Here is a 22,866-nt window from a genome sequence, read left to right as displayed (position 1 = left end):
CGGACCGTCCACGCCGTGGCCGCCACTCAGCCACCCCCCAGCGCGAGGACGAGCCGCGTCGCCGCCAGCAGCGTCGCCACGCCGACCACGTCACCCGTCGTCGTCACGACCGGTCCGGCGAGGGTGTCGGGGTTCAGCCCCCGCCGGTAGCCGACGAAGACGACGGAGACGACGGCGACGGTCAGCAGGACGCCCGAGACTGCGCCGGCGACCAACGCGATACCCACCAGCGTCGGCAGCGAGGCCGACGGTCGGCCGAGGGCAGTGAGGAGCGCGACGGCGAGGACGGCCGCGAACGCGCTGACGAGGACGCCGTTTGCCAGCGCCGCCGCCACCGCCGCGTTGACCCGCTCGTCGCCGAGCGAGAACCGCGGTTCGACCAGCCCCTGATGGAGCCCCGACCCCAGCCGCGCGCCCAGCGAGCCGTAGACGTTCCCGCGGGTCGCGAGCAACGCGGGCACGAGGACGAACAGGCCGGCCACCTGTTCGAGTTCGGCGTCCATCCCGCCGAGGACGACGCCCGCGAACAGCCCGCCCACGGCGCTGAGTACCAGCACGGGGAGGGACTCCCGGTAGGCCTCGGCCGCGACCTCGCGGACGGTCATTGGTTCGAGTCACAGCCGCCGCCGACAAAAAGGGCCGCGACGGAGCCGCGGTCACGGCGGGACGACGGTCGCGGTGTGACCGTCGAGTGCGGCGTCACCCGCCGACGGGCCCCGTCGCGGCACCGGCGTCGGCCCGTCGGCGTTGACCCGGTCGTACCACGGCGGCCGCGCGACCGACGTGGTGCCGACGGCGGTGTACCGGACCGAGCGTGTCACCACAACCGGCGTCCCGTCGTCCGTCCGGGTGGCGTACCGGACGCGGTAGACCGGGGCGAACCCGTCGGGCGCGACCAGCGCGACCAGCGTCGCGTCGCCCGGAGCCGTGACCGGCCGGCCGCGGAACCGGTCGGACCGAAGCCCGTGTCCGACGACGACCGTTTCCGAACGGCCGCTAGTTCGGTTTATCGCGTTCGTCCGAAACGCGGCCACGGTCTCGGCGAGGTCCCGCGAGGCCCGCCCCTCCAGTGCGACGGCCCGGACCCAGTAGCGCCACGTGCCGGCGTAGCTGTCGGGCGGCGTGTACTCGTTGTACACCGTCTGGTTGTCCCGGTCGAGGCGGCGGACGTAGGTGTCCCCGTCCGACCAGAACGTCGCGCTTGCTGGCGGTCGCCCGAGCAACACCGGGCCGCCCTCACCCGCGACGCGCACGTCGGTGCGGTAGGTCCGGTTGGCGGCTAGCCGGACGCGGGTCCGGATGTGGGAGTGGCGGCTCCCGTTGGGGAACGTCTCGGTGCGGTTCACCACGAGCGTGTAGCTGGTGTCGTCGAGGCGGCGGGCGTGGGCTTGCCCCAGCGTCTGCGGACTGGTAACGCCCTCCAAACCGACACCCGGCGGTCGGGCGTCGCTGGGGTCGCCGGGAACGGTGACCGGCGTGACGGTCTCCGTTTCGCGGAATCCGGTATCCCCGAAGCTAAATCCACCGCAACCGGCCGTTAGCGCGACCAGAACCACCGCGACGGACCGCGCGTCGGGAGCCATAGTGGTTCAGTTCGGCATCGAGCGGCATAGTTCTATTATTTTTGCTCGTTTCTGATTGTATAAATATCTAAAAACAACCGATTACTGTAAACTCGGTAGTTTACTTTACAGAACTATTATGACAGACTCGCCGTTCTGTACCCCCATGCCTTCAGAAGGTGGCTCAGTGAGCAGGCGACAACTGCTCAAGACGGCAGGCGCGGCAGGTACCATCGGACTAACCGGTCTCGCGGGCTGTTCAGGCGACGGCGGAAGCGGTGGCGACGGCGGCGGAGGCGGCGGCTCCACCGACGGCGGCGGCACCGAGTACCCGGCGCTCGGGAACTTCCCGGTCGAGGGCGACACTGTGACGTTCGGGTTCAACGTCCCCACGTCCGGGCCGTACTCCTCGGAGGGCCAAGACGAGCTTCGGGCGTACAACCTCGCAATGAACCACCTCAATAACGGGGGCGGCTGGATAGACTCGTTCCCGGACCTCAGCGGCGACGGGGTCCTCGGGAAGACAGTCGAGTCCGTCGAGGGTGACACCGCGACCGACGCCGACACCGCCCGGCAGTCCGCACAGCGGATGATAAACCGGGACAACGCGGTGATGATCTCCGGCGGCTCGTCGAGCGCCGTCGCAATCGCCGTGCAGGGCCTCTGTCAGGAGGAGCGGGTCATGTTCATGTCCTGCCTGACACACTCCAACGACACCACCGGAGCGGACTGCGCCCGGTACGGGTTCCGGGAGATGTTCAACGCCTACATGACCGGACAGGCGCTCGCGCCGGTGCTGGAAAGCGAGTACGGCTCCGACAACACGTTCTACCAGCTGTACGCCGACTACAGCTGGGGGCAGACCGTACAGGAGTCGATGAACCAGTTCCTCACCGGCATCGGCTGGGAGCAGGTCAACAGCGTCCCGACGCCGCTGGGGACCAGCGACTTCTCGTCGTACCTCTCGGAGGCCGCAAACAGCGGTGCCGACGTGCTCCTGCTCGACCACTACGGGCTGGACGGGGCGAACTCCGTCTCGCAGGCCGTCGACGCGGGTATCGACGAGGACATGGAGATCGTCGTCCCGCTGTACAACCGCCCGATGGCACAGGCCGCCGGCGGCGCTATCGAGGGCGTGTTCGGCACTATCGCGTGGGACTCTCAGATCGACAACGAGCCCTCGAACTCCTTCACGCAGGCGTTCAACGACGAGTACGAGCGCATCCCCTCGGGGCCGGCACAGCTCGCCTACGCGTCCACTCTGCAGTACGCGGCGGCCGTCGAGCGGGCCGGGACGTTCTACCCGCCGGAGGTCATCCGCGAGCTGGAAGGCTACGAGTACAGCAACATCGGGATGGGCGAGGAGACGATGCGCGCCTGCGACCACCAAGCCCAGCGCGCCGTCCCGGTCGCCCGCGGCCTGCCCGCGAGCGAACAGTCCAGCGGGAACTTCATCGAACTCGTCGAGATAACCTCGCGCGAGGACCTCGGCTACGGCTGTGACTCCGGTCCGGCGGCCGAGTGTGAGCTCGGTACATACGGGGACGAGTAGGCGACGCGGTCCGAAATCCACCATTATTTATTTGCATGAAGTGTGTGATGCCATACGATACCGATACGCATGTGTAAAACTATTCAATCGACTGACGGTAGCGGAGGGGGTCAGCGGTGAGTCTGCTCTCACAGTTCCTGACCATCCTGCTCAACGGGCTCCAGCAGGGCGCGATATACGTCCTGTTGGCCGTTGGCCTCTCGATTATCCTCGGGACGCTGAAGTTCGTCAACTTCGCCCACGGGGCGTTGTACCTGCTCGGCGCGTACCTCGGGCTGTTCATCACGACGCGGGTCCAGTTGACGAACGGGATGCTCCCCGAGTGGGGTATCACGACGTTCGGACTCGGGCTCGGCTTCCTCGCCGCGCTCGTCATCGTCCCGATAGTCACGTTCGTGGTCGGGTTGGTGATGGAGCGGTTCGTCGCCAAACCGTTCTATAGCCGGCCCGATACGGACCAGATTCTGGTCACGTTCGGGCTGGCGGTCATCTTCCAAGAGGCGCTGCGGGCGCTCGTCGGCGGCGACAGCCAGTCGCTCCCCCAACCGGGCTGGGCCTCCGGCCCCATCGCCCTGCCCGTCATCGGGAACTTCCCCCGGTGGCGGCTCGGCGTCATCGTCATCACGGCCGCGCTGGTCATCTTCGTCTACGCGCTGGTCGAGTACACCGACTTCGGGCTCATCGTCCGCGCGGGGACGATGGACGACGAGATGGTCCGGCTGCTGGGCATCCGGCTCGACCGACCCTATCTGGTCGTCTTCGGCATCGGCGCGGCGCTTGCGGGCGTCGCCGGCGTCGTCGGCGGCCCGCTGGCGAACGTCAACCCCAACATCGGCACCGAGCAGCTGGTACCCGCGTTCCTGACGGTCGTCATCGGCGGCGTCGGGAAGATCGAGGGCGCGGTGTTGGCCGGGCTCTTGCTCGGGACCTTACAGGTGGTGCTCATCCAGACCGGCTTCGCGGCGTGGAACCGGGTCGGTATCTACGTCCTCGCGGCGCTCATCCTGCTGTTGCGCCCGCAGGGACTGCTCGGGTCGGAGGTCGATGTCGAATGAGCGACGAATCGAGCGACGCGGCGGCCACCGCCGAAGTGACCGAGAAGACGGGGCTTGGCGGCCGGCTGGACGCGCTCCGCGACAGCGAACTCGCGGTCGTCGTGGCCTCCGTCGTCGGTGTACTCGTGTTCCCGCTGGTGTTCAACGGCGTGTTGAACGGCTACACCCAACTCGCGACGCTCGTACTCGTCTGGGGCATCTTCGCGCTCGGGTTCGACATCCTGCTCGGGTACACCGGCCTGCTGTCGTTCGGTCACGCCGTCTTCTGGGGCGGCGCGGCCTACGCGGCCGGTGTCTTCAGCGCCAGCGTCAGCGGTCAGCCGGTGCTGGTCATCCTCTTCGGGACGCTCGTGGCCGTGTTGCTGGCGTGGGTCATCGGCTTCCTCTCGCTGCGTCGGGGCGGCATCTACTTCGCCATCCTGACGCTGACGTTCGGGCAGATGTCCTTCTACCTCTCCTCGTCGCCGCTGGCCTTCATCACCGGCGGGGAGAACGGGTTCACCTCGGTCGACATCGCCCCGCTGTTCGGGGTCTTCGACCTCCACGGGTCACTCGGCGGCCCGCTGGCGATGTTGCCGGGGAACACCCTCTACCTGTTTACGGGCGCGGTCGCCGTCATCGCCATCGCGCTGGCGAACCGCATCCTCAACTCCCCGTACGGCATCGTCTTCAAGGCTATCCGGGAGAACGAGGCCCGCGCGGAGTTCGTCGGCCTCAACGTCTGGCGGTACAAGCTGATGGCGTTCATCATCTCCGCGATGTTCGCCGGCATCTCCGGGAGCCTGTTCACCATCGAGGGCAACTACGTCCCGCTGAGTTCGCTGTACTGGACCACCTCCGGCGAGGTGGTCATCATGACCGTGCTGGGCGGCGTCGGGTCGCTCTTCGGTCCGCTGTTCGGTGCCGCGGTGTACCTCTACATCGAGTTCATCGTCAGCGGGATGGACGTCATCGGGCCGTTCTGGCACCTCATCCTCGGCCTCGTGTTCGTACTCGTCGTCGTGCTGTTCCCGGACGGCATCTGGGGCGGCGTCCGCTCCATCCGCGACTACATCGGAGGTGACGGTCGATGACGGTGCTCCAGACGAGCGGGCTGACCAAGCGCTTCGGCGGTCTCACCGCCGTCGACGAGGTCGACGTGAGCATCGACCAAGGCGAGGGCGTGAGCCTCATCGGCCCCAACGGCGCGGGCAAGTCCACGTTCATCAATCTGGTCACCCGCCGACTCGAACCGAGCGAGGGCGACATCCAGTTCAACGGGGACTCCATCCTCGGACTGGAACCCCACGAGGTCGTCCAGCGGGGAATGAGCAAGTCCTTCCAGACGGCCTCTATCTTCCCCGACCTCTCGGTCGAGGAAAACGCCGTCATCGCCGCCCTCGCGGCCGAGCACGGCTCGTTCCGGTTCAATTTCCTCCGACACCAGAACGCCTACCCCGGGGTGACGCAGCTGGCGGACAGCGTGCTGGAGTCGGTCGGCCTCTACGAACAGCGCAGCGTCACCGCCAAGAACCTCGACTACGGGAACAAGCGGCGACTGGAAATCGGCATCGCGCTGGCGGCCGAACCGGACATGCTCCTGATGGACGAGCCGACCGCGGGGATGTCCCCCGAGGAGACGCAGTCGACGGTCGAACTCATCAAGGAGGTCAAAGAAGACCTCGACCTGACGTTCCTACTGGTGGAACACGACATGGAGATCGTCTTCGACATCTCGGACCGCATCGTCGTGTTGAACCGCGGACAGGTCATCGCCGAGGGGACGCCCTCGGAGGTCCAAGACGACCCCGCCGTCCAAGACGCCTACCTCGGAGGTGCCGAAGAATGACGCTACTCGACGTCGACAGCATCGACGGCTACTACGACGAGAGCCACATCATCCAAGGCGTATCGATGGAGGTCGCCGAGGGCGAGATAACGGCCCTGCTCGGACGGAACGGTGCCGGCAAGACCTCGACGCTGCGCTGTATCTCCGGTGCGACACCCCCAGAGGTCCGCAGCGGCACCATCCGCTTCGACGGAACCGACATCACCAACGACCCCCCGGAGGACATCGCCGTCCGGGGCATCTCTCTGGTCCCGGAGGAGCGCCGGGTGTTCACCGACCTGACCGTCGCCGAGAACCTCCACCTCGCGGAGACGGTACGCAACAAGACCAACACGTGGCGGCGCAAACTGCAGTTCCGCGACGACGGGATGTCCACCGACGAGATTTACGAGTTCTTCCCGCGACTGGACGAGCGCCGCGAACAGAAGGCCGGGACGCTGTCGGGCGGCGAGCAGCAGATGCTCGCCATCGCCCGAGCGCTCCACCAGAGCACCGAACTCCTGATGCTCGACGAGCCCTACGAGGGGCTGGCCCCACAGATAATCGAGGCCGTCGAGGACGCTATCGCTCGTATCAGCGAGAACGGGACGACCGTCCTGCTGGTCGAACAGAACGCCGTCGCGGCGATGAACATCGCCGACCGGTGTTACGTCCTCGACCGCGGCGAGGTCGTCTTCGACGGCGACGCCGACGAGCTACGGGCCAACGAGGAGATACGCGACCGGTACTTGGGGGTCTGAGATGGCGGTCGACCACTCCCCCGAGGACCTGCTCGACACGCTCGTCGAGGAGGACGTGGTGACGGTCGACCCGGAGACGGACGCGGTCAACACGACCGAGTCCTTCGAGTCCGACCGCGCGGTGTACCACGACACCTACGCGACGATGCCCGACGAGGAGTTCCACGAGTCCGTGGCCGACGTGTTCGGGCTCCCCTCCGCCGAGGCGGCGGCCCAGCGCGTCGAGGAACTGGGCGTGACGCGCGCGCAGTTCGCCACGTTCCTCACGCTGCGGGCGACGCTGGAAGGGTACGACACGACGACTCTGACGGAGATGGCGCGCCTGACCACCGAGGTCGGCCCGTCGACGCCGGTGCCGGAGGGCGTCGAACACCTCGACGACGACAGTTGGCCGGCGTTCGTCGACCGCGAGCGCGCCGTGGTCACGGTGTGGAAGCTGTTCTGTGACCCCTGCGAGGCGATGAAGGAGCGACTGGACGAGGTGTTGGCGGCGTTTCCCGACGACGTACCGGTCGGCGGCGTCGACGGCGAGCAGTGTCCGGAGTTCTGCCGGTCGGTCGGCGTCAACGCCGCGCCGGGGTTCGTCCTCTTCGAGAACGGCGACCCGGTGGAGATAGTCACCGGCCGGACCGACCCGTCGGCGCTGGCCGAGCGCGCCGCCGAGGTCTACAGATAAGCACGGCGAGTGCCTCAGGGCGTGACCCCGAGACGGTTCACGCTTAGTCCTCGTCCTCGTCGGCGCTACACACCAACACCGGCCGGTCGGTGCCGAGGATGACGCTCTGCGTGACGCTACCGAACAGCACCTTCCCGGTGGGTGTCCGCTTGCGACCCGCAACGACCACCATGTCGGCGTCCCGCTCGTCGGCGATCTCGAGAATCGCGTCGGCCGGGCGGCCGCTGGACTCGCTGAGTGACACCTCGATACCCGTCTCTTCGAGTATCTCGCGGGCGCGTCGAACCGAGGCGACCTGTTCGACGGTCGCGCCCTCTGGGTTGTCCTGGAAGTCGTGCAACAGCGTCACGTGGACCCCCGACGGGTCCATCGGGATGTCCACGATTTCGGTCGCGATCTGTCTGGCGCGGTCGGTGCTCTCGTCGATGCCCGCTACTACTTCGTACATCGTTCGTTATACAACGCGCCGTCGCCTTAATTCGTCCCCCGGTTTCGCGGCAACGGATGCCGTCAGCCGGGGCGTCGGCGGCCGCCGGGGCGGCTACGCGAGCGGTCGGAGTCGGCCGGCGTCGTCGAAGCGAGCGCGGTCGCCGGTCCGGAGCCAGCCGTCGGTGGTCGCGCCCGCGGCCACGTCGCTGGTCTCCCAGTACCGCTCGACGACGTGGTCGCCCCGGAACAGCAGTTCGCCGTCCTCGGCGAGGGCCAGTTCGGTGCCCGGCAGCGGCTCGCCGATGGCGGCCGGGACGGACGAGCGGTACGGCGCCACGCAGCCGACGCCGGTGGTCGCCGGCGTCCCGTGTATCTGACTCACCGGGACGCCGCGGCCCCAGAGGGAGAGCACCCGGTCGGCGTCCAGCGAACCGCTACATAGCGCGTACTCGAGGTCCGACAGGCCCGCCGAGTCACACAGCGGCTCGAAGACGAGCCGCGCCGCCGCGGAGTCGGTCAGCGACCCGCCGGCACCGTCCCGGAGCGCCTCGCCGCGGTCGGTCGCGGCCCCGTCGGCCAGCCGCCGTTTGACGCCGCCAAGTTCGTCGACGGCCGCCCGGAACGCCTCGTGGAGGCGGTCGTAGGCGGCCGGCGCGCCGACGAGGACGTCCGGCTCGACCGCCGGGAGCGAGTCCAGCATCTCGTCGGCGGGGCCGTGTGCCACCGCGGCCCCGCTGTCCCACAGGAAGTAGGTGGCGACCCGCCCGAAGACCGACGACGGAGCGAGGACGTTCGCCGCGGTCGAGCCACGTGTGACCGGGAACTGCTCGCTCAGCATCGCCACGGCCGCCAGCAGGTTCCGGTGGGTGACGGCGTACCCGAGCGCCTCGGTCGTGTCGCCGGGCGGGTTCACGACGGTCGCGACGTCGTCCGGGTCCGCCCCGAACCCCGGCAGGTCCGCGCGGTCGGCCGTCGGGAGCGCCCCGATGTCGAACACCGTCCCGGCAGCCTCCGCGATGGCCGCGCTGGCGCTCTCGTCGGCGACGAGCGCGTCCACGCCGGCCGTCGTCTCGACCGCGACGGCCCGCTCGTCGCTCGCTGCGGGGTGGACCGGCACGGAGACGACGCCGGCGAGGTGACAGGCGGCGTCGACGACGGCCCACCGATAGGACGGCCGCGCGCAGATGCCGAGCGTCGTCCCGGGGTCGATACCGGCGTCGAGCAGCCCCGCGGCGACGGCGCGCGCCCGGTCGTAGAACGCCCCGAACGTCCGCGCCTCGTAGGCCCCGTCGGCGCGAGCCAGCGCGACCGGGCGGTCGGCGTGGCGGTCCACCAGCCGCGAGAGCCAGTCGGCCATGGAGCCGTGGCGTATCGACACGGCCCCGCCGACGTGGACATCGCTACCGAGTGTTACTCCGTCCGTGTCCTCGCCCTCGTAGGTCCGGTCGTCGCTGCGGGCCGTGTTCAGCTTCCCCGGCCGGTACTCGTAGTCGTCGGGGACCGTCTCGCCGAAGTACTCGCTGTAGTTCTGGTCGACCTCGGGAGAGGCGATGTGGCCGTCGAGCCAGTCCCGGGCGAACTCCAACACGTCCATCGTTATCCGCTCGCCGTTCTCGTGGCGCTCGCGGAACTCGGCGACGTGCCGGGCGAACTCCTCGTGGGCCTCCCGGTGGTCGTAGAAGCAGTCCGCACAGTCCATCGCGTAGCCACAGTCCTGCATGAATTCCTCCTCGTCGCCGAAGTGGTACTCGGTGTAGCGTTCGAGTTCGCGGAGTATCTGCCCGACAGTCTCCTCGGAGTGGCCCGCTTCGAGCGCCACGTAGAGGTCGTTCAACAGCCCGAAGAGGTGTTTGTGCTGCTCGTCGAACCGGTCGATGTCCGTGCTGTACCGGTCGTCGCGCCACTCGAGGAAGGTGTCGGCCGACTGGGGCATACGCGTCGGGTCGGTAGCGCGTCACAAAAACCGCGGGAGGGATTCCCGGCGAGTGAAAAGGGTCAGTCGCCGAACGGCCCCATCCCGCCGCCGCCCATGCCGCCCATGCCGCCACCGCCACCGCCGCCCTGTTGCATCTGTTTCATCATCCGCTCCATGTCGCCGTCGCCCATGCCTTGGAACTGCTTCAGCATCTGCTCCATCTGCTTGTGCTGCTGGAGCAGTTCGCGGATGCGCTCCTCGGGCTTGCCGGAGCCGCGGGCGATGCGTTCGGTGCGTGACTGGCCGACGACGCGGGGGTTCTCCAGTTCTTCCTCCGTCATCGAGTCCATGATGACCTCGAAGTCCCGCATCCGCTCTTGGGTCACGTCCATCGCGTCGTCGGGCAACTGGTCCATCAGCCCGCCGCCCATCCCCGGAATCATGTCGAGCACCTGGTCGAGGGGCCCCATCTTGTTCATCGTCTCCATCTGCTTGCGCATGTCCTTCAGGGTGAACTGCCCCTCCAGCATGTCTTCGGGGTCCCAGTCCTCCTCGTCGTCGGCTTGGGTCTCCTCCATCGCGCGCTCGACGCGCTCGGTGAGCTGTTTGAGGTCGCCCATGCCGAGCAGGCGGGAGATGAACCCCGACGGCTCGAAGCGTTCGATGTCCTTGACCGTCTCGCCGGTCCCGAGGAAGGCGATGGTCGAGTCCGTCTCGTCGACCGCGGCGAGCGCGCCCCCACCCTTCGCGGTCCCGTCGAGCTTGGTGATGACGACGCCCTCGATGCCGATGGCGTCCTGGAAGTCCGCGGCCTGACTCTTGGCGGACTGGCCCATCGCGGCGTCCAGCACGAGGAGGTTCCGGTCGGGGTCGACCTCGCGCTCGATGCGCTCTATCTGGCCGATGAGTTCGTCGTTCAGCCCGTCCCGCCCCGCGGTGTCGACGATGCGCACGTCGGCGTCCTCGGTCGCCGCCAACCCCTCGCGGGCAATCTTCACGGGGTCGTCGGCGTCGGGGTCGCCGTAGAAGTCAACCTCCGCGCGTTCGGCCATCTGCTTGGACTGGTCGTACGCGCCGGGCCGGTCGGTGTCGGTCTGGATGATGGCCGGGCGCAGCCCCTTCGTCGAGAACCACCACGCCATCTTCGCCGCCGTCGTCGTCTTCCCCGAGCCGTAGAGCCCGGCGAGCATGATGGTCTGGTCCTCCAGCGGGAGGTCCGTCGACTCGCCGACCAAGTCGACCAACTCCTCGTAGACGATGCGGAGCACCCAGTCCCGCGGGGTCGTCCCGGCGGGGGGCTCCTCGTCGAGCGCGCGGCGCTCGATGTTGCCAGAGAGCTCCTGAACGAGCGAGACGTCGACGTCAGCCTGCAACAGCGAGCGCTGTATCTCCTTGACGACGCCCTCGACGTCCTCCTCGGAGATGCGGGACTTCCCCCGGAGGTCGTCGAGCGTCCCCCGGAGCGAATTCCCCAAGTCGTCGAGTACCATTTGCGTCGAGTACGCGACGGCACGGGTAAAGGCTTGTCGTCCGGGCCACGACCCGACACGCCGGGACCGAAGGGGCCAAGGGCGCGAGCGGGCTGGCAATCACATGGCCGTCGTCGGACAGCTCGCGTACATGCTCGCCTTCCTCGTCGCCGGCGTGGGGGCGCGGCGAGCGGGCGCGCTCGACGACCGGCGGACCCGGCAGTTGACGGCGCTGACCTTCTACGTCGCCCTGCCGGCGCTGGTGTTCGTCTCGACGTTCGACCGCGCGCTGCGGGAACTGGTGTCGCCGGCGCTGCTGGGGGGGTACTGGCTGGTCGTGGCCGTCACGGTGGCCGTCGGCTGGGTCGTCCACCGGGGGCGGCGCGACGACGCGCGCCGGAGCGTCGCACTCGTCCAGTCGTACCACGGGAACCTCGGCTTCCTCGGCCTGCCGCTGGTGGCGGCGACGCTGGGGGACGCCGCGGCCGGCGTGGCGAGCGTCCTCCTCGGGCTGGGGGCGCTGACGCAAGTTCCCCTGACCGTGCTCCTGTTGGTGCGGCTCACCGGCGGCGAGGCGTCGCTTGCCGGAGAGCTTCGCTCGCTGCTTCGCAACCCCGTGCTAGCGGCGCTAGTCGCGGGCATCCTCGGCTCGCTGGTCGGCCTCTCGGTGCCCGCCCCCGTGGTCGACGCGCTCGACGGCGTGGCGACGCTCGCCCTGCCGCTCGCGCTCCTGTGTATCGGCGGTCGGCTCGACCCGGACCTCCCGCGTGCGGACCTCCGGGACGCCGGCAGCGTCGTCGCGCTCAAGGTGGTCTGGATGCCGGTCCTCGCGTGGGCGGTGTACGCGACGCTTGGACTGGGGCCGACGGCGCTTGCCGCCGCCGTCGTCATGCTCGGCGTGCCGACGGCCGTCTCGACGTACGTCTACGCCAGCGAACTCGGCGGCGACGAGGCGTTCGCGTCGCTGAACGTCTTCGTCACGACGCTGGTCTCGCTGGGGACGCTGTCGCTGCTGGTCTGGCTGCTGGGGTGACCGCGGTCGAGACGGGCAGGGGGCTTTTGCCGGTCGCGGCCGGCCCCCCGATATGGGCTATCACGTCGTCGACCCCGCCGACCTCCCCGAGACCGAGGACTACCCCTGTGACCGCCGCGGTATCTCAGACGCGGCCGAACTCGCCGCGCTCCACGCCGCTACCTACGAGATGGCACCCGGCGAGCAACTGCCCCGGACCTACCACTACCACGAGCGCCGCGAGGAGCTGTTTTACGTCGTCGCGGGGACGCTGGCCGTCGAGACGCCCGAGGGCGAGTACGAGGCTGCGACCGGCGAGGCGTTCGTCGCCGAGCCGGACAGCCCACACCGGGCGTACAACCCCGCCGACGCCGACAGCGCCGTGCGAGTCCTCGGCGTCGGCGCGCCCAAGACCGACATCGCACACCCCTACGAACCGGAGTCCTGACGCCATCCACCCACGCTTTTGCCCCCCGGCCGCGCAGAGTCGTCCATGACGAGCAAACAAGCAGTTCAGCAACAGCTCATCGACAGCGGGGTCACGGCCGTCCTCCGGGGCATCCCCGAAGAGCAGATGGTCGACGTGGCGACGGCCGTCCACGAGGGCGGCGTGACGGCGCTGGAACTCACCGCCGACGCCAAGCGCTGCTCGGACATGATAGCCGCCGTCGACAAGGAACTCGCCGACACCGACGCCGTCGTCGGCGCCGGCACCGTGATGGACGCCGCCGCCGCCCGCAACGTCATCGAGGCCGGCGCGGAGTTCGTCCTCGCGCCGAACCTCAACGAGGACGTCGTCGACGTCTGCAACCGCGAGGGCGTCGTCTGTATCCCCGGCGTGATGACGCCGACGGAGGCCGCCGACGCGATGGAGGCCGGCGCGGACATCCTGAAGATGTTCCCCGCCGCGACGGTCGGCCCGGGCCACATCGGCGCGCTACAGGGGCCGCTGGGCGACGTGCCCATCATGCCGACCGGGGGCGTCTCGACGGACAACGTCGCCGACTACTTCGACGCCGGCGCTGTCGCCGTCGGTGCCGGCTCCGCGTTGGTCGACTACGAGGCCATCGCCGACGACGACATGGACGGCGTCCGCGAGAGTGCCGCCGCGTTCGTCGAGGCCGTCGAGGCCGCGCGCGAGTAGCGAGGCTCGCACCCGAGCAGTGACGGCTCCCGCGCGACGACGCGTCTCGCTCGAACCGGAGCGACGACAGCTACCGCGGGCCCGCTCAGACGACCGTGTCGGTCTCCGTCCCGGTCGTTCCGGTCTCGGTGCCGGTTTCCGCCGTGCCGGTCTCCTCAGTACCAGTCTCCTCGGTGCCGGTTTCTTCGGTACCGGTCTCCGCCGTGCCGGTCTCCTCGGTACCGGTCCCCTCGGTGCCAGTCTCGGTTTCGGTCTCGGTCGCGGTCTCCGTCTCGGTCGCGGTCTCCGTCTCGGTCTCGGTATCCGTCTCGGGCCCAGCCTCCGTCGTCGTCCCGGCTTCGGTCGGCGACATTCCGCCACCGCCATCGCCCGGCGACTCTCCGGTACCGGCCGGACTTCCGGCACCGCCATCACCGCCACAGCCAGCGAGTGCGGCCGCCGCCGCGCCGGCGGCGAGTGTCAGTACGCGTCTTCGGGTCGCATCGTCTCGGGACATCACTCGGCCGGACTACACCCGACCACATAACCAGTCGCCGATTACGAACTCTCAGTCCGGCTTACCTGTCGAACACGACCGGGTTACTCCGCGCGCGGCGGTGGACTAGAGCCGAGAGACGGCCGCCGTCGGCGAGTAAGGAGGGATTTCCGCGGCGTCGGGCGCGTGGCGTTCACCTCAGTCGAACAGGCTATCGACGACGTCCTCGGGGTCGAACCGCTCGAGGTCGTCGTACCCTTGGCCAGTCCCCAGAAAGAGAATGGGTTTGCCCGTGACGTGGGCGATGGAGATGGCCGCGCCGCCCTGCGGGTCGGCGTCGGCCTTGGTTAGCACTGCGCCGTCTATCTCCGCGGCGTCGTCGAACTCCCGGGCGCGGTTGACGGCGTCTTGGCCCGCGACGGCCTCGTCGACGAAGACGGTCATGTCGGGCTCGACGTTGCGGTCTATCTTCTCCAGTTGGGCCATCAGTCCGGCGTCGTTGTGCAGGCGGCCGGCGGTGTCACCGAGCACCACGTCCACGTCGTTGGCCTCGGCGTACTCGACGGCATCGTAGACGACGGCCGTCGGGTCCGACCCCTGCTCGTGGGCGATGAGCTTCTTGTCGAGGTTGTCGGCGTGTTTCTGGAGCTGCTCGTTGGCCCCGGCGCGGTAGGTGTCGCCGTTTGCCAGCACCGTCGACAGCCCCATGTCGTCGAAGCGCTTGGCGAGTTTGGCGATGGTCGTCGTCTTCCCGACGCCGTTGACGCCGGTGAAGACGATGACCACGGGCTTGTCGGCCTCGCGCACGCGCTCGTCGAAGTCGAACTGGCCGACGCTGATGACGTCGTACAGCGCCTCCCGCAGCGCGTCCCGGACGAGGTTGCCCGTCCCGGAGAGCCGCCGGCGGGTCTGGCCGGTGAGGTTCGCCTCGACGCCGTCGAGTATCTCCGTTGCGACGCTCAGCTCCACGTCGCTGGAGAGCAAGGCGAGTTCGAGGTCGTCGAGGTGGGACTGGAGGTCGTCCTCGTCGATGACCGTCTTCCCCGTGGCGACGAGCTTCGCGCGCTCCGTGAGACTCCGCCCGTCGTCGTCCCCGTCGGCGCCATCGTCCGCGCCGTCGTCCCCGTCGGGAGCGGCCGCGGCGTCGGCCGTGTCCGGCACGTCCGCGTCGTCGGGCGGCTCGGTCTCGGCCGCGACGACGCCGTCATCGTCGGCGGGGGCGGGCTCCTCATCGGGGGTCTCGGTCGGGTTCGGGCCGTCCGGGCCGGCCGCCTCGGGGTCGGCGTCGGCGACAGCGTCCCCCTCCGCGGCGTCCTCGTCGACGTCGTCCTCGACGTCGCTCGTGAACCCGCTCAGTTTGTCCTTCAGTCCGTCGAACATGGCCGCCTTACTCGTCGTCCTGTTCCTGCTGTTGCTGCATCATCTGCTGCATCTGCTGTTGTTGCATCTGCTGGGCCTGCTGTTCGAGCTCCTCCTTCTCGGTTTCGACCTCGGCGATTTCGGACTGGAGGTCCTCGATGCGGTCGTCCAGCGTCTCCTTTTTCGTCTCCAGCGAGCTGATAGCCCCCTCCTGCTCGCGCTCGGCGGCGTAGCCCCCGCCCAGCGAGACGACGACCTCGTCGATGTCCTCGACGGTGGCGCGGATGTAGGCGTCGCCGCCGACCGGCACCTGCACCGTGGAGCCGGATTCGAGGGTCTCGATGGCCTCGATGGCCTCGTCGGCCTCGGACTTCTCGGTGCGGAGGCTCTCGATCTCGTTCTCGATGGCCTCGATCTCCTCGTCCATCTGCTCGATCTCCTGTGCGACCTGCTGCATCTGCCCGCCGCCACCGCCGCCGCCGCCCATCATGCTGCCACCTCCGCGATTTCGATCTGTGTGCGCTTGAGGTTGTGCTGGGAGCCGAACTGGCTGTAGACCCGCTCCGTGGCGACGTCCTCGTTGGGTGCCTCCACGTCCTTCTCGAACTCTTGGGGGCCGTCACGGCCCGGGAAACTGCCGCGAACAGTGTACGTGCTCATACCCATCGGTGGGTGCACGACAGGGAAGTATCTTCCCCTTCCGCCTCTCTCGCGGCGCTGACACCCGGAGCCGGCACGGGGTCGGGCGCGCCGAGCGAGGAGCGGGACACAGCTTTATCCGGGCGGCGAGCGTCGGTCCCGACAGCGTGCAGCGGGACTCGTTACCCGGAGTGGCGCGGACGGTACTCCCGACCGAGCGACGACTCTCGGAGACCCACGCGGTGCTGTGGTCGGTGGTCATCCTCTCGACGGTGTTCGACGTGGTGACGACGATGGTGGGACTGGAGCGGGGCCTCGCCGAGGGCAACGCCGTCGCGCGGGCCTTCATCGCCACCTACGGGGCGTCGGGCATCGGCCTGCTGAAGTTCTCGACGCTGCTCGTCGTCGTCTTCCTGTGGGCGGTCCTCGACGACGAGCGGGCGACGGCCGCGCTCGCGGCCTTCGCGGTCGTCTCGCTGGCCGTCGTCGCCGCGAACGCGCTGGCGCTGGCCGGCGTGTGAGTTTTCCTCGGTCGCGCGCTAAGAACCGGCATGGCAGCCGCGACCCATCGATGTGTCTGCGGTGCGACGCTACGGTACAGGCAGGACCTGCGGGCACGGCGACACGGGAGCCGCCGGGCGTGGACGTGTCGGGACTGCGGGACGCCGGTTCCGGGTTCGGTGGCCGAGAAACTGCGCCACCAGCACCCACGCTGAGTCGAACCGCGTCGGGGCGCGTCAGTCGATGTAGCCCAAGGCGGCGTCGATGCGGCCCAGTTCCGGGCCGGAGGTGTCCTGCCCGCAGACGTAGCCGTAGTCGTTGGCGACCAGCCCGGAGCCGACCAGCGGGCCGCCGTAGTTGACCGTGCCGATGTCGGCGGGGACGCCCAGCACGTCCTCCAAGGCGTCGAGTTCGCCGTCGGTCGCCTTGGGGTGACAGAGGACGCCGTCGTTGGTGGCGACGGCGGCGGTGCCGACGGTGTTGACGCCGGCGACGACGCCGCGCTCGACCGAGACGTCTAGCCCGTCCCGCACCGCCTGTACCGCCTCCCGGGAGAGGTCGGGGTGGACGTACGCGCCGGTGTCGTTACAGCAGACGACGTTGCCGGCGGCGTTGATGCGCCCGGGAAGTTCCGTCACGGGGAGGTCGACGACCTCCCGGATGCGTTCTATCTCCGTCTCGCGGACGCGCGCTGAGACGAGCAGACCGTTCGCGTTACCGGTCGCCAGCGCGCCGACGGTGCCCGAGTGGCCGATAGTGGTCGGGACGGCGGGCACGTCGAGTTCGGCCGCGATATCCTCGCGTAGCGATTCGTCTACGTCCGGGCGGACCAGCACACAGTCGTCGGTCGCACGGGCGAAGACGCCGACGTACGACGACCCGGAGAAGGCCGCGCGGAGCACGTTACTCCGCGGTCTCGGCTTCGACGACCGCCTCGCCCTCTTCCTCGAAGCGAGCCGCGCGCACCCGAAGCTTGCTCGGGGGCTTCGAGCGGCCCTTGGCCCACGTCGCCTCGTTGATGGAGGGGTCGATGCGGACCGCGCTCTCGTCGACGGAGAAGTGCTTGGCGAGATGCTCGCGGATGAGCGTCATCGCCTTGTCGGCGCGCTCGTGTTTCGGTTCGGCCTTCGCGTCGCGGAGCGGGACGGTGACGACGCGCTCCTCGAAATCTCCGGCGCTCATTATTCGTCCGTGTCGCTGCGCCGCCAGTGGCGTCGCTTGTGGTTGCGCTGCACGTCGCGGTCGGTCTTGAGCATGACCCACGACGGGATGCGACTGTTCTGGCGGTCCAGTTTCGCCAGCCGCTTCTTCTGGGCTTTGGACTTCTTGCTCATGGTATCCTGCCCCTTTCCGGCGGGCGCTTAAATTCCTTCCTTTTCGGTGCCGGCCACAGCGACCCGGAGTTATCAGGGCCAATAATTGCGCGCGTAGAATTAAGTTCGGGAGTCGGGCTACTATGACTCGATGAAGCGCCGGGACGTGCTACGAACGCTGGGAGCGGGGCTGTCCGTCGCGGGCGCGGGCTGTCTCGGTGGCGGCGGCGAGGTCGTCGTCAGCGTCAAGCGGGACGTGACGGTCGAACCGGGGCGGGGGTTCGTCACGGAGATTCCGGACGTCTCGGACCCCGGCGGGGCCATCCGCTACATCGTCCGGTCGGAGACGCCCTTCGACGTGTACTTCTTCGCCAGCGAGGACGCGTTCGAACACTACGATGCCTACATCAAGGGCCGTGAGCCGTCGGAGACGCCGCCGGGTCGCGCGGAGTTCAGTCAGACCGCGCTCGAGAACGACGCCGGGCTGTACGCGGCGACGACGGCCGACGGCGGCGGCCGCGAGTCGCTCTCGGCGAGCGGGCCGTACTACTTCGCCGTCGACCACTCGAACTACCGGATGGAGACCCGCGTCGAGGAGTTCGACGACCCGCTGACGGCCTTCGTCGACCTCACCGTCGTCCGGAAGAAGACGCCTTTCTAGACGAACGCAAGCGGGACCATGGCCGCCCCGCCGACGGCTATCCCGGTCACGAGTTCGCGCCGGCCGCCGCCGGGCAGGCCGTCGCCCGCGTCCAGCGCCTCGGGGACGAACTCGGTGACGACGAGATAGACCATCGCGCCGGCGGCGAACCCGAACCCGAAGGGGATGAACGCCTTCGCCACGGTCACGAAGTAGTAGGCCACGGCGGCACCCAGCGGCTGGGGCAGTGAGGAGAACACCGCCCACCACACCATCCGGGGCTCGCTGACCCCGAGCGAGCGCAGCGGGATGGCGATGGCGGTCCCCTCGGGGACGTTGTGGACGGAGATGGCCGCGGTCATGAACACCGCCAGCACGGGGACGGTCAGCCCGGCGACGACGACGCCGGCATCGGGCGCAGTGTCGAGACCGAATTCGGCGAAGGAGACGCCGACGGCGACCCCCTCCGGGAAGCTGTGGACCGTCAACACCCCGAGGATGAGCACGAGCTTCCGGAAATCGGCCTGCTCGTACTGCTTGGGCCCGTGGTCGACGCCGTCGAGCAGTTCGTGGCCGACGACGACGAGGGCGACGCCCGCCAGCGCGCCCGGGACCAGCAGTATCGACGACCCGTAGGCGAGCCCCTCGCGGAGGAGGCCGAACAGCGACGCCGCGACCATGACGCCCGAGGCCAGCCCCCAGAGGAGGACGTTCCACCGGTCCGAGAACTCCTCGACGAGGAAGAAGGGGACCGCGCCCAGCCCCGTCGCCAGCGCGGTCACCAGCCCGGCGACGACGACGAACGCGAGGTTCTCGAAGGCGACCATGTCGGACGTAGACCGCACGCCGGCATAAGAATTATCACTAATCTGATTGTTTTTGGGCGACCTAGACGCCGCGGCCGGGTGCTCGTCGCTGCCACGGCGACTCTCGGCCGACGCGCTCGGGCGGTCGCTCGTCGTGTCGCTCCCGCCGGCTACAGCGACACCGCGTCGACGGTCTCGTACGCCGGCCCGTCGTCGGTGAGCGTGCTCTCGGTCAGCCGGACCTCCTCGACGGCCAGCCGGCCCACGTCCGGGTCGGCCGACTCGACGACCGACTGCACCCGCGCCTTCCCGCCGGCGTGGTCCATCCGCGCGACGGTGGCGTGGGGCGTGAACGCGTGGTCGGCGGCGGGAAAGCCCAGCGCCGTCGTCTCGGCCTCTATCGCGTCGTGGAGCGCGGCGAGTTCGGCGTCGCCGTGGCCCTCACGGACGCCGACCCAGACGACGCTGATGTAGTCGAGCGAGGGGAACACGCCCAGTCCGCCGACGCGGGCCTCGAAGGGACCGACGCCGCTGTCGGCGACGGCCCGCTCCAGCGCCGCGACCACGTCGTCAACGCGAGCCGGGTCGGTGTCGCCGAGGAACTGCAGCGTGACGTGGGCCTGCTCGGGGTCGGTGAGACGGAGGCCGTCGACGCCCGCGAAGCGGTCCTGTACCGCCGCGACGGCGTCCGCGAGGCCGTCGAGGTCGACGCTGGCGAACAGTCGCTTGCCCATGCCCGAGCGAGTCGCCCCGACCACATCAATCCCGCGCGCCGGGTACGTAGCCCTTAACCGCACTGGCGCGTAATCTGTCTGTATGACCGACCGCGAGCCACGGGACCACGAGTTCTCCGAGGGACAGGGGTTCGACGACCCCTACGAGGCGTTCGACCTCGAACCCCCGGAGTTCGAGGTGGACCCCGACAAGGTCGACCCCGTCGACTCCCGCGTCGTCGCCGACACGCTCGACCGGGCGAACCTCCCGGACGAGGCCGTCGACGCCGACAAACTGCTCGACGTAGGGCTGGAGTACATGCACATCAACCGCCACGAGCAGGCCGCCGAGACGTTCGAGCGCGTCGCCCGCTTCACGGACGACGACCGCCTCGAACAGGAGGCCTGGACCAACAAGGGCGCGGCCCACGCGGAACTGGAGGAGTGGGACGCCGCCATCGGGGCCTACCGCGAGGCCCTGCAGGGCGACACCGAGAGCGACCACGCCGCCACCGCCGAGACGAACCTCGCGTACGCGCTGTGGGAGTCGGGCCGCTCCGAGCAGGCGCTGGAACACGCCGAGCGGGCCGTCGAAATCGACCCGCGGTTCGCCGAAGCGTGGTACAACCGCGGCTTCTTCCTGCTGGAGCGTGGCCTCGCAGAGGACGCCGTCGAGGCCTTCGACAACGCGGTCCGGCTCGGCTTCCGCAACGCCGACATCCTCGAGGAGAAGGCCCGCGCGCTGGAGGAACTGGAGCGCTACGACGAGGCCGAAGAGCTGGCCGACGAGGCCGAGGAGCTTCGCGAGCAGGCCGAAGAGCAGCTGCTGGAATGATACTCAACGAGCGCGAGACCGACGAGGGGACGCTGGTCGCGGTCTGTGACCCGGACATCGTGGGCGAGACCTTCGAGAACGGCAAGGTGTCGCTGACCGTCGACGAGGAGTTCTACGGCGGCGAGACCGTCGACGCCGAGACGGTCGTCGACAGCCTCGCGCGCTGTTCGGTCGCCAACATCGTCGGCGAGGAGGCCGTCGCGCTGGCCGTCGACCACGGGTTCGTCGAGGAGGAGAACGTCCTCGACGTGGACGGGACCCGCCACGCGCAACTGCTCTGGCTGTAGCCCGAGGGCTTTTCTCCGTGGGCCGCGCCGTGGAACCGTGTACTCCCGCGACCACGCGCTCGTCTCCGCCGCCGTCGGTGGCGTCGCCGCCCTCGCACTGTCGCCGCCGCTGCCGTGGTGGGCCGCCGTCGGCTGGGCCGTCGCCGTCGGCGTCGGCATCGACTTCGACCACTTCCTCGTCGCGCGCCTGACGACCGGCGACTGGGCGGCCCTGCGGCGGTGTCTGCGGGACCCGCGGCTGGCGTTGGTCGCCCAAGACGAGCTGTTCGACCCGCTGGAAGTGTGGCCGCTCCAGCGGCTGCTCAGCCACCACGTGCTGGGCGGGGCGCTCGTGGCCGGTCTGCTCCTCGTCTCGCGGGAACTGGCCGTCTTCACCGCCGTCGTGCTGTACGCCCACGTCTGCTCGGACCTCGTCTGGGACAACTACCGCCACGACGAGTACCGTAAGCGCCACGTCGCGGCCGCCGAGACCGACTCACCGTAGTCCAGCGCGTCGGTCGGCCGCCGTCGCAGGCGACGACCAGCCCGGGTGCGACCGACCCGCCGCCGTGGACGGGTCTGTCGGTGAACCGAAGGAAAGTTGCCCGTCGAGCCCTTCTCTAGTCGCAATGGGACACTCCGAAACCGAGCCGCTCGACGTCGAGCGCATCCGGGAGGACTTCCCCATCCTCCAGCGGGAGTTCGACGGCGAGCAGGTGGTCTATCTGGACAACGCGGCCACCACGCAGACGCCGGAACCGGTCGTCGAGACCATCGCGGACTACTACCGGACGACAAACGCCAACGTCCATCGCGGCCTCCACCAACTGAGCCAAGAGGCCAGCATCGCCTACGAGGAGGCCCACGACCGAGTCGCCGAGTTCGTCGGGGCGTCGGGCGAGCGCGAGGAGATCGTCTTCACGAAGAACGCCACCGAGAGCGAGAACCTCGTGGCCTACGCGTGGGGCCTGAACGAACTCGGCCCCGAGGACGAGGTCGTCCTGACCGAGATGGAACACCACGCCTCGCTGGTGACGTGGCAGCAGATAACCAAGAAGACCGGCGCGACCTGCCGGTACATCTCCGTACAGGAGGACGGCACGCTCGACATGGACCACGCCCGCGAACTCATCGGCGAGGACACGGCGATGGTCAGCGTCGTCCACGTCTCGAACACGCTGGGCACCGTCAACCCCGTCGCCGAACTGGCCGACATCGCCCACGACCACGACGCCTACATCCTCGTCGACGGCGCGCAGTCGGTCCCCAACCGCCCCGTCGACGTAGAGGCCATCGACGCCGACTTCATGGCGTTCTCGGGCCACAAGATGGCCGGGCCGACCGGCATCGGCGTCCTCTACGGCAAGAAGCACCTCTTGGAGGAGATGGAGCCGTACCTCTACGGCGGGATGATGATAGAGAAGGTCACCTTCGAGGAGTCGACATGGCACGACCTGCCGTGGAAGTTCGAGGCCGGGACGCCGGTCATCTGTCAGGGCATCGCGCTGGCGGCGGCCTGTGACTACCTCGACGACATCGGAATGGAGCGGATTCGCCGCCACGAGAACGAACTCGCCCAGTACACCATGGAGCGGCTGCGCGACGAGGGCGACGTGGAGATACTCGGCCCGCCCGTCGGCGAGGAGCGGGGCGGGGTCGTCTCGTTCAACCTCGACTCGGTCCACGCCCACGACCTCTCCTCCATCCTGAACGACTCCGCCGTCGCGGTGCGGGCCGGCGACCACTGCACCCAGCCCCTACACGACAAACTCGGCATCGCCGCCTCCGCGCGGGCTTCCTTCTACGTCTACAACACCCGCGAGGAGGTCGACGAACTCGTCGCCGCCATCGACGACGCGCGCCAACTGTTCGCCTGAGGCCGGCGAACGTCCGGCCCGCGGAGACGGGGTGGCTCGGAAGCCTTTTCCGACCGAGCG

The 22,866-nt window shown here is 68.9% G+C and carries 29 protein-coding genes; 15 read left to right on the top strand and 14 right to left on the bottom strand.

Annotated features, from left to right (window positions below; genetic code table 11):
• Positions 1-26: 26 nt before the first annotated feature.
• The gene (locus ACV7JO_RS00530; RefSeq protein WP_470354387.1) at positions 27-605 is read right to left on the bottom strand and encodes a magnesium transporter; all 579 of its coding nucleotides are present in this window, start codon (positions 603-605) and stop codon (positions 27-29) included.
• A 51-nt stretch (positions 606-656) separates the two neighbouring features.
• Positions 657-1,583, bottom strand: coding sequence for a hypothetical protein (locus tag ACV7JO_RS00525; protein WP_470355797.1), 927 nt, complete (start codon positions 1,581-1,583; stop codon positions 657-659).
• A gap of 145 nt (positions 1,584-1,728) precedes the next feature.
• On the opposite strand from ACV7JO_RS00525, the gene ACV7JO_RS00520 reads away from it, so the two are divergent.
• The 6 genes from ACV7JO_RS00520 to ACV7JO_RS00495 all read left to right on the top strand — a co-directional run bounded on the left by ACV7JO_RS00520 (position 1,729) and on the right by ACV7JO_RS00495 (position 7,413).
• On the top strand, positions 1,729-3,114 hold the full coding sequence (locus ACV7JO_RS00520) for a substrate-binding protein (RefSeq protein ID WP_470354386.1): 1,386 nt from the start codon (positions 1,729-1,731) through the stop codon (positions 3,112-3,114).
• A 116-nt stretch (positions 3,115-3,230) separates the two neighbouring features.
• Positions 3,231-4,169, top strand: a complete 939-nt coding sequence (locus tag ACV7JO_RS00515) for a branched-chain amino acid ABC transporter permease (protein ID WP_470354385.1) — start codon at positions 3,231-3,233, stop codon at positions 4,167-4,169.
• Entirely contained in the window at positions 4,166-5,242 is a 1,077-nt protein-coding gene (locus ACV7JO_RS00510; RefSeq protein ID WP_470354384.1) for a branched-chain amino acid ABC transporter permease, read from the top strand. The genes ACV7JO_RS00515 and ACV7JO_RS00510 overlap by 4 nt, the downstream gene beginning before the upstream one ends.
• Positions 5,239-5,997 (top strand): ABC transporter ATP-binding protein, encoded by a 759-nt coding sequence (locus tag ACV7JO_RS00505; protein ID WP_470354383.1) that lies wholly within the window; start codon positions 5,239-5,241, stop codon positions 5,995-5,997. Before ACV7JO_RS00510 ends, ACV7JO_RS00505 begins: the two co-directional genes overlap by 4 nt.
• Positions 5,994-6,737 carry an ABC transporter ATP-binding protein gene (locus ACV7JO_RS00500; protein ID WP_470354382.1) on the top strand — a complete coding sequence of 248 codons (744 nt, stop codon included), beginning with the start codon at positions 5,994-5,996 and terminating at the stop codon, positions 6,735-6,737. Before ACV7JO_RS00505 ends, ACV7JO_RS00500 begins: the two co-directional genes overlap by 4 nt.
• 1 nt (position 6,738) lies before the next feature.
• Positions 6,739-7,413 carry a thioredoxin family protein gene (locus ACV7JO_RS00495; protein WP_470354381.1) on the top strand — a complete coding sequence of 225 codons (675 nt, stop codon included), beginning with the start codon at positions 6,739-6,741 and terminating at the stop codon, positions 7,411-7,413.
• 43 nt (positions 7,414-7,456) lie between these two features.
• On the opposite strand, the gene ACV7JO_RS00490 is transcribed toward ACV7JO_RS00495, so the two are convergent.
• The 3 genes from ACV7JO_RS00490 to ACV7JO_RS00480 form a co-directional block, all read right to left on the bottom strand.
• A complete protein-coding gene (locus tag ACV7JO_RS00490) occupies positions 7,457-7,861 on the bottom strand; it encodes a universal stress protein (RefSeq protein ID WP_470354380.1) in 405 nt (134 codons plus the stop codon).
• Between the two features lie 93 nt (positions 7,862-7,954).
• Positions 7,955-9,775 (bottom strand): bacteriohemerythrin, encoded by a 1,821-nt coding sequence (locus ACV7JO_RS00485; RefSeq protein WP_470354379.1) that lies wholly within the window; start codon positions 9,773-9,775, stop codon positions 7,955-7,957.
• Positions 9,776-9,837: 62 nt separating this feature from the next.
• Positions 9,838-11,247: a signal recognition particle protein Srp54 gene (locus tag ACV7JO_RS00480; protein ID WP_470354378.1), complete on the bottom strand. Its 1,410-nt coding sequence runs from the start codon at positions 11,245-11,247 to the stop codon at positions 9,838-9,840.
• A gap of 103 nt (positions 11,248-11,350) precedes the next feature.
• On the opposite strand from ACV7JO_RS00480, the gene ACV7JO_RS00475 reads away from it, so the two are divergent.
• From ACV7JO_RS00475 to ACV7JO_RS00465, 3 genes are read left to right on the top strand one after another with little or no spacing between them, the layout of a single operon-like run.
• Positions 11,351-12,259, top strand: a complete 909-nt coding sequence (locus ACV7JO_RS00475; protein WP_470354377.1) for an AEC family transporter — start codon at positions 11,351-11,353, stop codon at positions 12,257-12,259.
• 52 nt (positions 12,260-12,311) lie between these two features.
• Complete coding sequence (locus ACV7JO_RS00470) at positions 12,312-12,686, top strand: cupin domain-containing protein (RefSeq protein WP_470354376.1); 375 nt, start codon at positions 12,312-12,314, stop codon at positions 12,684-12,686.
• A 45-nt stretch (positions 12,687-12,731) separates the two neighbouring features.
• The gene (locus tag ACV7JO_RS00465; protein WP_470354375.1) at positions 12,732-13,382 is read left to right on the top strand and encodes a bifunctional 4-hydroxy-2-oxoglutarate aldolase/2-dehydro-3-deoxy-phosphogluconate aldolase; all 651 of its coding nucleotides are present in this window, start codon (positions 12,732-12,734) and stop codon (positions 13,380-13,382) included.
• Between the two features lie 85 nt (positions 13,383-13,467).
• Here the strand turns inward: ACV7JO_RS00465 and ACV7JO_RS00460 are convergent, their stop codons facing one another.
• From ACV7JO_RS00460 to rpl18a, 4 genes are all read right to left on the bottom strand, one after another.
• Positions 13,468-13,878, bottom strand: a complete 411-nt coding sequence (locus tag ACV7JO_RS00460) for a hypothetical protein (RefSeq protein ID WP_470354374.1) — start codon at positions 13,876-13,878, stop codon at positions 13,468-13,470.
• A 177-nt stretch (positions 13,879-14,055) separates the two neighbouring features.
• Positions 14,056-15,237, bottom strand: a complete 1,182-nt coding sequence (ftsY, locus tag ACV7JO_RS00455) for a signal recognition particle-docking protein FtsY (protein ID WP_470354373.1) — start codon at positions 15,235-15,237, stop codon at positions 14,056-14,058.
• Positions 15,238-15,244: 7 nt separating this feature from the next.
• On the bottom strand, positions 15,245-15,706 hold the full coding sequence (gene pfdA, locus ACV7JO_RS00450) for a prefoldin subunit alpha (protein WP_470354372.1): 462 nt from the start codon (positions 15,704-15,706) through the stop codon (positions 15,245-15,247).
• Positions 15,703-15,876, bottom strand: coding sequence for a 50S ribosomal protein L18Ae (rpl18a, locus tag ACV7JO_RS00445; protein ID WP_470354371.1), 174 nt, complete (start codon positions 15,874-15,876; stop codon positions 15,703-15,705). The genes pfdA and rpl18a overlap by 4 nt, the downstream gene beginning before the upstream one ends.
• Before the next feature lie 146 nt (positions 15,877-16,022).
• Between rpl18a and ACV7JO_RS00440 the strand changes: the two genes are divergently transcribed.
• Complete coding sequence (locus ACV7JO_RS00440; RefSeq protein WP_470354370.1) at positions 16,023-16,376, top strand: DUF5658 family protein; 354 nt, start codon at positions 16,023-16,025, stop codon at positions 16,374-16,376.
• Positions 16,377-16,592: 216 nt separating this feature from the next.
• Here ACV7JO_RS00440 and ACV7JO_RS00435 read toward each other — a convergent pair whose 3' ends face one another.
• The 3 genes from ACV7JO_RS00435 to ACV7JO_RS00425 are packed head-to-tail and all read right to left on the bottom strand — an operon-like array spanning position 16,593 to position 17,690.
• Positions 16,593-17,258: a translation initiation factor IF-6 gene (locus ACV7JO_RS00435; RefSeq protein ID WP_470354369.1), complete on the bottom strand. Its 666-nt coding sequence runs from the start codon at positions 17,256-17,258 to the stop codon at positions 16,593-16,595.
• A gap of 1 nt (position 17,259) precedes the next feature.
• Positions 17,260-17,538 (bottom strand): 50S ribosomal protein L31e, encoded by a 279-nt coding sequence (locus tag ACV7JO_RS00430; RefSeq protein WP_470354368.1) that lies wholly within the window; start codon positions 17,536-17,538, stop codon positions 17,260-17,262.
• Entirely contained in the window at positions 17,538-17,690 is a 153-nt protein-coding gene (locus ACV7JO_RS00425; protein WP_470354367.1) for a 50S ribosomal protein L39e, read from the bottom strand. Before ACV7JO_RS00425 ends, ACV7JO_RS00430 begins: the two co-directional genes overlap by 1 nt.
• Positions 17,691-17,820: 130 nt before the next feature.
• Here ACV7JO_RS00425 and ACV7JO_RS00420 point away from each other — a divergent pair, with 130 nt between their 5' ends.
• Positions 17,821-18,330, top strand: a complete 510-nt coding sequence (locus ACV7JO_RS00420; protein ID WP_470354366.1) for a hypothetical protein — start codon at positions 17,821-17,823, stop codon at positions 18,328-18,330.
• On the opposite strand, the gene ACV7JO_RS00415 is transcribed toward ACV7JO_RS00420, so the two are convergent.
• A complete protein-coding gene (locus tag ACV7JO_RS00415) occupies positions 18,327-19,136 on the bottom strand; it encodes a ZIP family metal transporter (RefSeq protein ID WP_470354365.1) in 810 nt (269 codons plus the stop codon). The genes ACV7JO_RS00420 and ACV7JO_RS00415 overlap by 4 nt on opposite strands.
• A 149-nt stretch (positions 19,137-19,285) precedes the next feature.
• On the bottom strand, positions 19,286-19,849 hold the full coding sequence (gene thpR, locus ACV7JO_RS00410) for an RNA 2',3'-cyclic phosphodiesterase (protein ID WP_470354364.1): 564 nt from the start codon (positions 19,847-19,849) through the stop codon (positions 19,286-19,288).
• 82 nt (positions 19,850-19,931) lie between these two features.
• On the opposite strand from thpR, the gene ACV7JO_RS00405 reads away from it, so the two are divergent.
• The 4 genes from ACV7JO_RS00405 to ACV7JO_RS00390 all read left to right on the top strand — a co-directional run bounded on the left by ACV7JO_RS00405 (position 19,932) and on the right by ACV7JO_RS00390 (position 22,806).
• Positions 19,932-20,663, top strand: coding sequence for a tetratricopeptide repeat protein (locus ACV7JO_RS00405; protein ID WP_470354363.1), 732 nt, complete (start codon positions 19,932-19,934; stop codon positions 20,661-20,663).
• Complete coding sequence (locus ACV7JO_RS00400; RefSeq protein ID WP_470354362.1) at positions 20,660-20,950, top strand: DUF424 domain-containing protein; 291 nt, start codon at positions 20,660-20,662, stop codon at positions 20,948-20,950. The genes ACV7JO_RS00405 and ACV7JO_RS00400 overlap by 4 nt, the downstream gene beginning before the upstream one ends.
• Before the next feature lie 37 nt (positions 20,951-20,987).
• A complete protein-coding gene (locus tag ACV7JO_RS00395; RefSeq protein WP_470354361.1) occupies positions 20,988-21,434 on the top strand; it encodes a hypothetical protein in 447 nt (148 codons plus the stop codon).
• 124 nt (positions 21,435-21,558) lie between these two features.
• On the top strand, positions 21,559-22,806 hold the full coding sequence (locus tag ACV7JO_RS00390; RefSeq protein ID WP_470354360.1) for an aminotransferase class V-fold PLP-dependent enzyme: 1,248 nt from the start codon (positions 21,559-21,561) through the stop codon (positions 22,804-22,806).
• Positions 22,807-22,866: the final 60 nt, after the last annotated feature.

The sequence above is a fragment of the Haloarcula sp. MBLA0138 genome, from assembly GCF_055632455.1.
Note: the sequence above shows the minus strand (reverse complement) of the source record. Positions and strands in the feature narration are given on the sequence as shown.

What these genes read in the sequence shown, in the direction of transcription:
- ACV7JO_RS00480 (WP_470354378.1), bottom strand. Translation starts at nt 11,247, where the DNA reads ATGGTACTCGACGACTTGGGGAATTCGCTCCGGGGGACGCTCGACGAC.
- ACV7JO_RS00520 (WP_470354386.1), top strand. Translation starts at nt 1,729, where the DNA reads ATGCCTTCAGAAGGTGGCTCAGTGAGCAGGCGACAACTGCTCAAGACG.
- ACV7JO_RS00475 (WP_470354377.1), top strand. Translation starts at nt 11,351, where the DNA reads ATGGCCGTCGTCGGACAGCTCGCGTACATGCTCGCCTTCCTCGTCGCC.
- ACV7JO_RS00425 (WP_470354367.1), bottom strand. Translation starts at nt 17,690, where the DNA reads ATGAGCAAGAAGTCCAAAGCCCAGAAGAAGCGGCTGGCGAAACTGGAC.
- ACV7JO_RS00490 (WP_470354380.1), bottom strand. Translation starts at nt 7,861, where the DNA reads ATGTACGAAGTAGTAGCGGGCATCGACGAGAGCACCGACCGCGCCAGA.
- ACV7JO_RS00500 (WP_470354382.1), top strand. Translation starts at nt 5,994, where the DNA reads ATGACGCTACTCGACGTCGACAGCATCGACGGCTACTACGACGAGAGC.
- ACV7JO_RS00495 (WP_470354381.1), top strand. Translation starts at nt 6,739, where the DNA reads ATGGCGGTCGACCACTCCCCCGAGGACCTGCTCGACACGCTCGTCGAG.
- ftsY (WP_470354373.1), bottom strand. Translation starts at nt 15,237, where the DNA reads ATGTTCGACGGACTGAAGGACAAACTGAGCGGGTTCACGAGCGACGTC.
- ACV7JO_RS00405 (WP_470354363.1), top strand. Translation starts at nt 19,932, where the DNA reads ATGACCGACCGCGAGCCACGGGACCACGAGTTCTCCGAGGGACAGGGG.
- ACV7JO_RS00465 (WP_470354375.1), top strand. Translation starts at nt 12,732, where the DNA reads ATGACGAGCAAACAAGCAGTTCAGCAACAGCTCATCGACAGCGGGGTC.
- ACV7JO_RS00415 (WP_470354365.1), bottom strand. Translation starts at nt 19,136, where the DNA reads ATGGTCGCCTTCGAGAACCTCGCGTTCGTCGTCGTCGCCGGGCTGGTG.
- ACV7JO_RS00390 (WP_470354360.1), top strand. Translation starts at nt 21,559, where the DNA reads ATGGGACACTCCGAAACCGAGCCGCTCGACGTCGAGCGCATCCGGGAG.
- ACV7JO_RS00485 (WP_470354379.1), bottom strand. Translation starts at nt 9,775, where the DNA reads ATGCCCCAGTCGGCCGACACCTTCCTCGAGTGGCGCGACGACCGGTAC.
- rpl18a (WP_470354371.1), bottom strand. Translation starts at nt 15,876, where the DNA reads ATGAGCACGTACACTGTTCGCGGCAGTTTCCCGGGCCGTGACGGCCCC.
- ACV7JO_RS00530 (WP_470354387.1), bottom strand. Translation starts at nt 605, where the DNA reads ATGACCGTCCGCGAGGTCGCGGCCGAGGCCTACCGGGAGTCCCTCCCC.
- ACV7JO_RS00510 (WP_470354384.1), top strand. Translation starts at nt 4,166, where the DNA reads ATGAGCGACGAATCGAGCGACGCGGCGGCCACCGCCGAAGTGACCGAG.
- ACV7JO_RS00420 (WP_470354366.1), top strand. Translation starts at nt 17,821, where the DNA reads ATGAAGCGCCGGGACGTGCTACGAACGCTGGGAGCGGGGCTGTCCGTC.
- ACV7JO_RS00470 (WP_470354376.1), top strand. Translation starts at nt 12,312, where the DNA reads ATGGGCTATCACGTCGTCGACCCCGCCGACCTCCCCGAGACCGAGGAC.
- ACV7JO_RS00460 (WP_470354374.1), bottom strand. Translation starts at nt 13,878, where the DNA reads ATGTCCCGAGACGATGCGACCCGAAGACGCGTACTGACACTCGCCGCC.
- ACV7JO_RS00430 (WP_470354368.1), bottom strand. Translation starts at nt 17,538, where the DNA reads ATGAGCGCCGGAGATTTCGAGGAGCGCGTCGTCACCGTCCCGCTCCGC.
- ACV7JO_RS00400 (WP_470354362.1), top strand. Translation starts at nt 20,660, where the DNA reads ATGATACTCAACGAGCGCGAGACCGACGAGGGGACGCTGGTCGCGGTC.
- thpR (WP_470354364.1), bottom strand. Translation starts at nt 19,849, where the DNA reads ATGGGCAAGCGACTGTTCGCCAGCGTCGACCTCGACGGCCTCGCGGAC.
- ACV7JO_RS00525 (WP_470355797.1), bottom strand. Translation starts at nt 1,583, where the DNA reads ATGGCTCCCGACGCGCGGTCCGTCGCGGTGGTTCTGGTCGCGCTAACG.
- ACV7JO_RS00505 (WP_470354383.1), top strand. Translation starts at nt 5,239, where the DNA reads ATGACGGTGCTCCAGACGAGCGGGCTGACCAAGCGCTTCGGCGGTCTC.
- pfdA (WP_470354372.1), bottom strand. Translation starts at nt 15,706, where the DNA reads ATGATGGGCGGCGGCGGCGGTGGCGGCGGGCAGATGCAGCAGGTCGCA.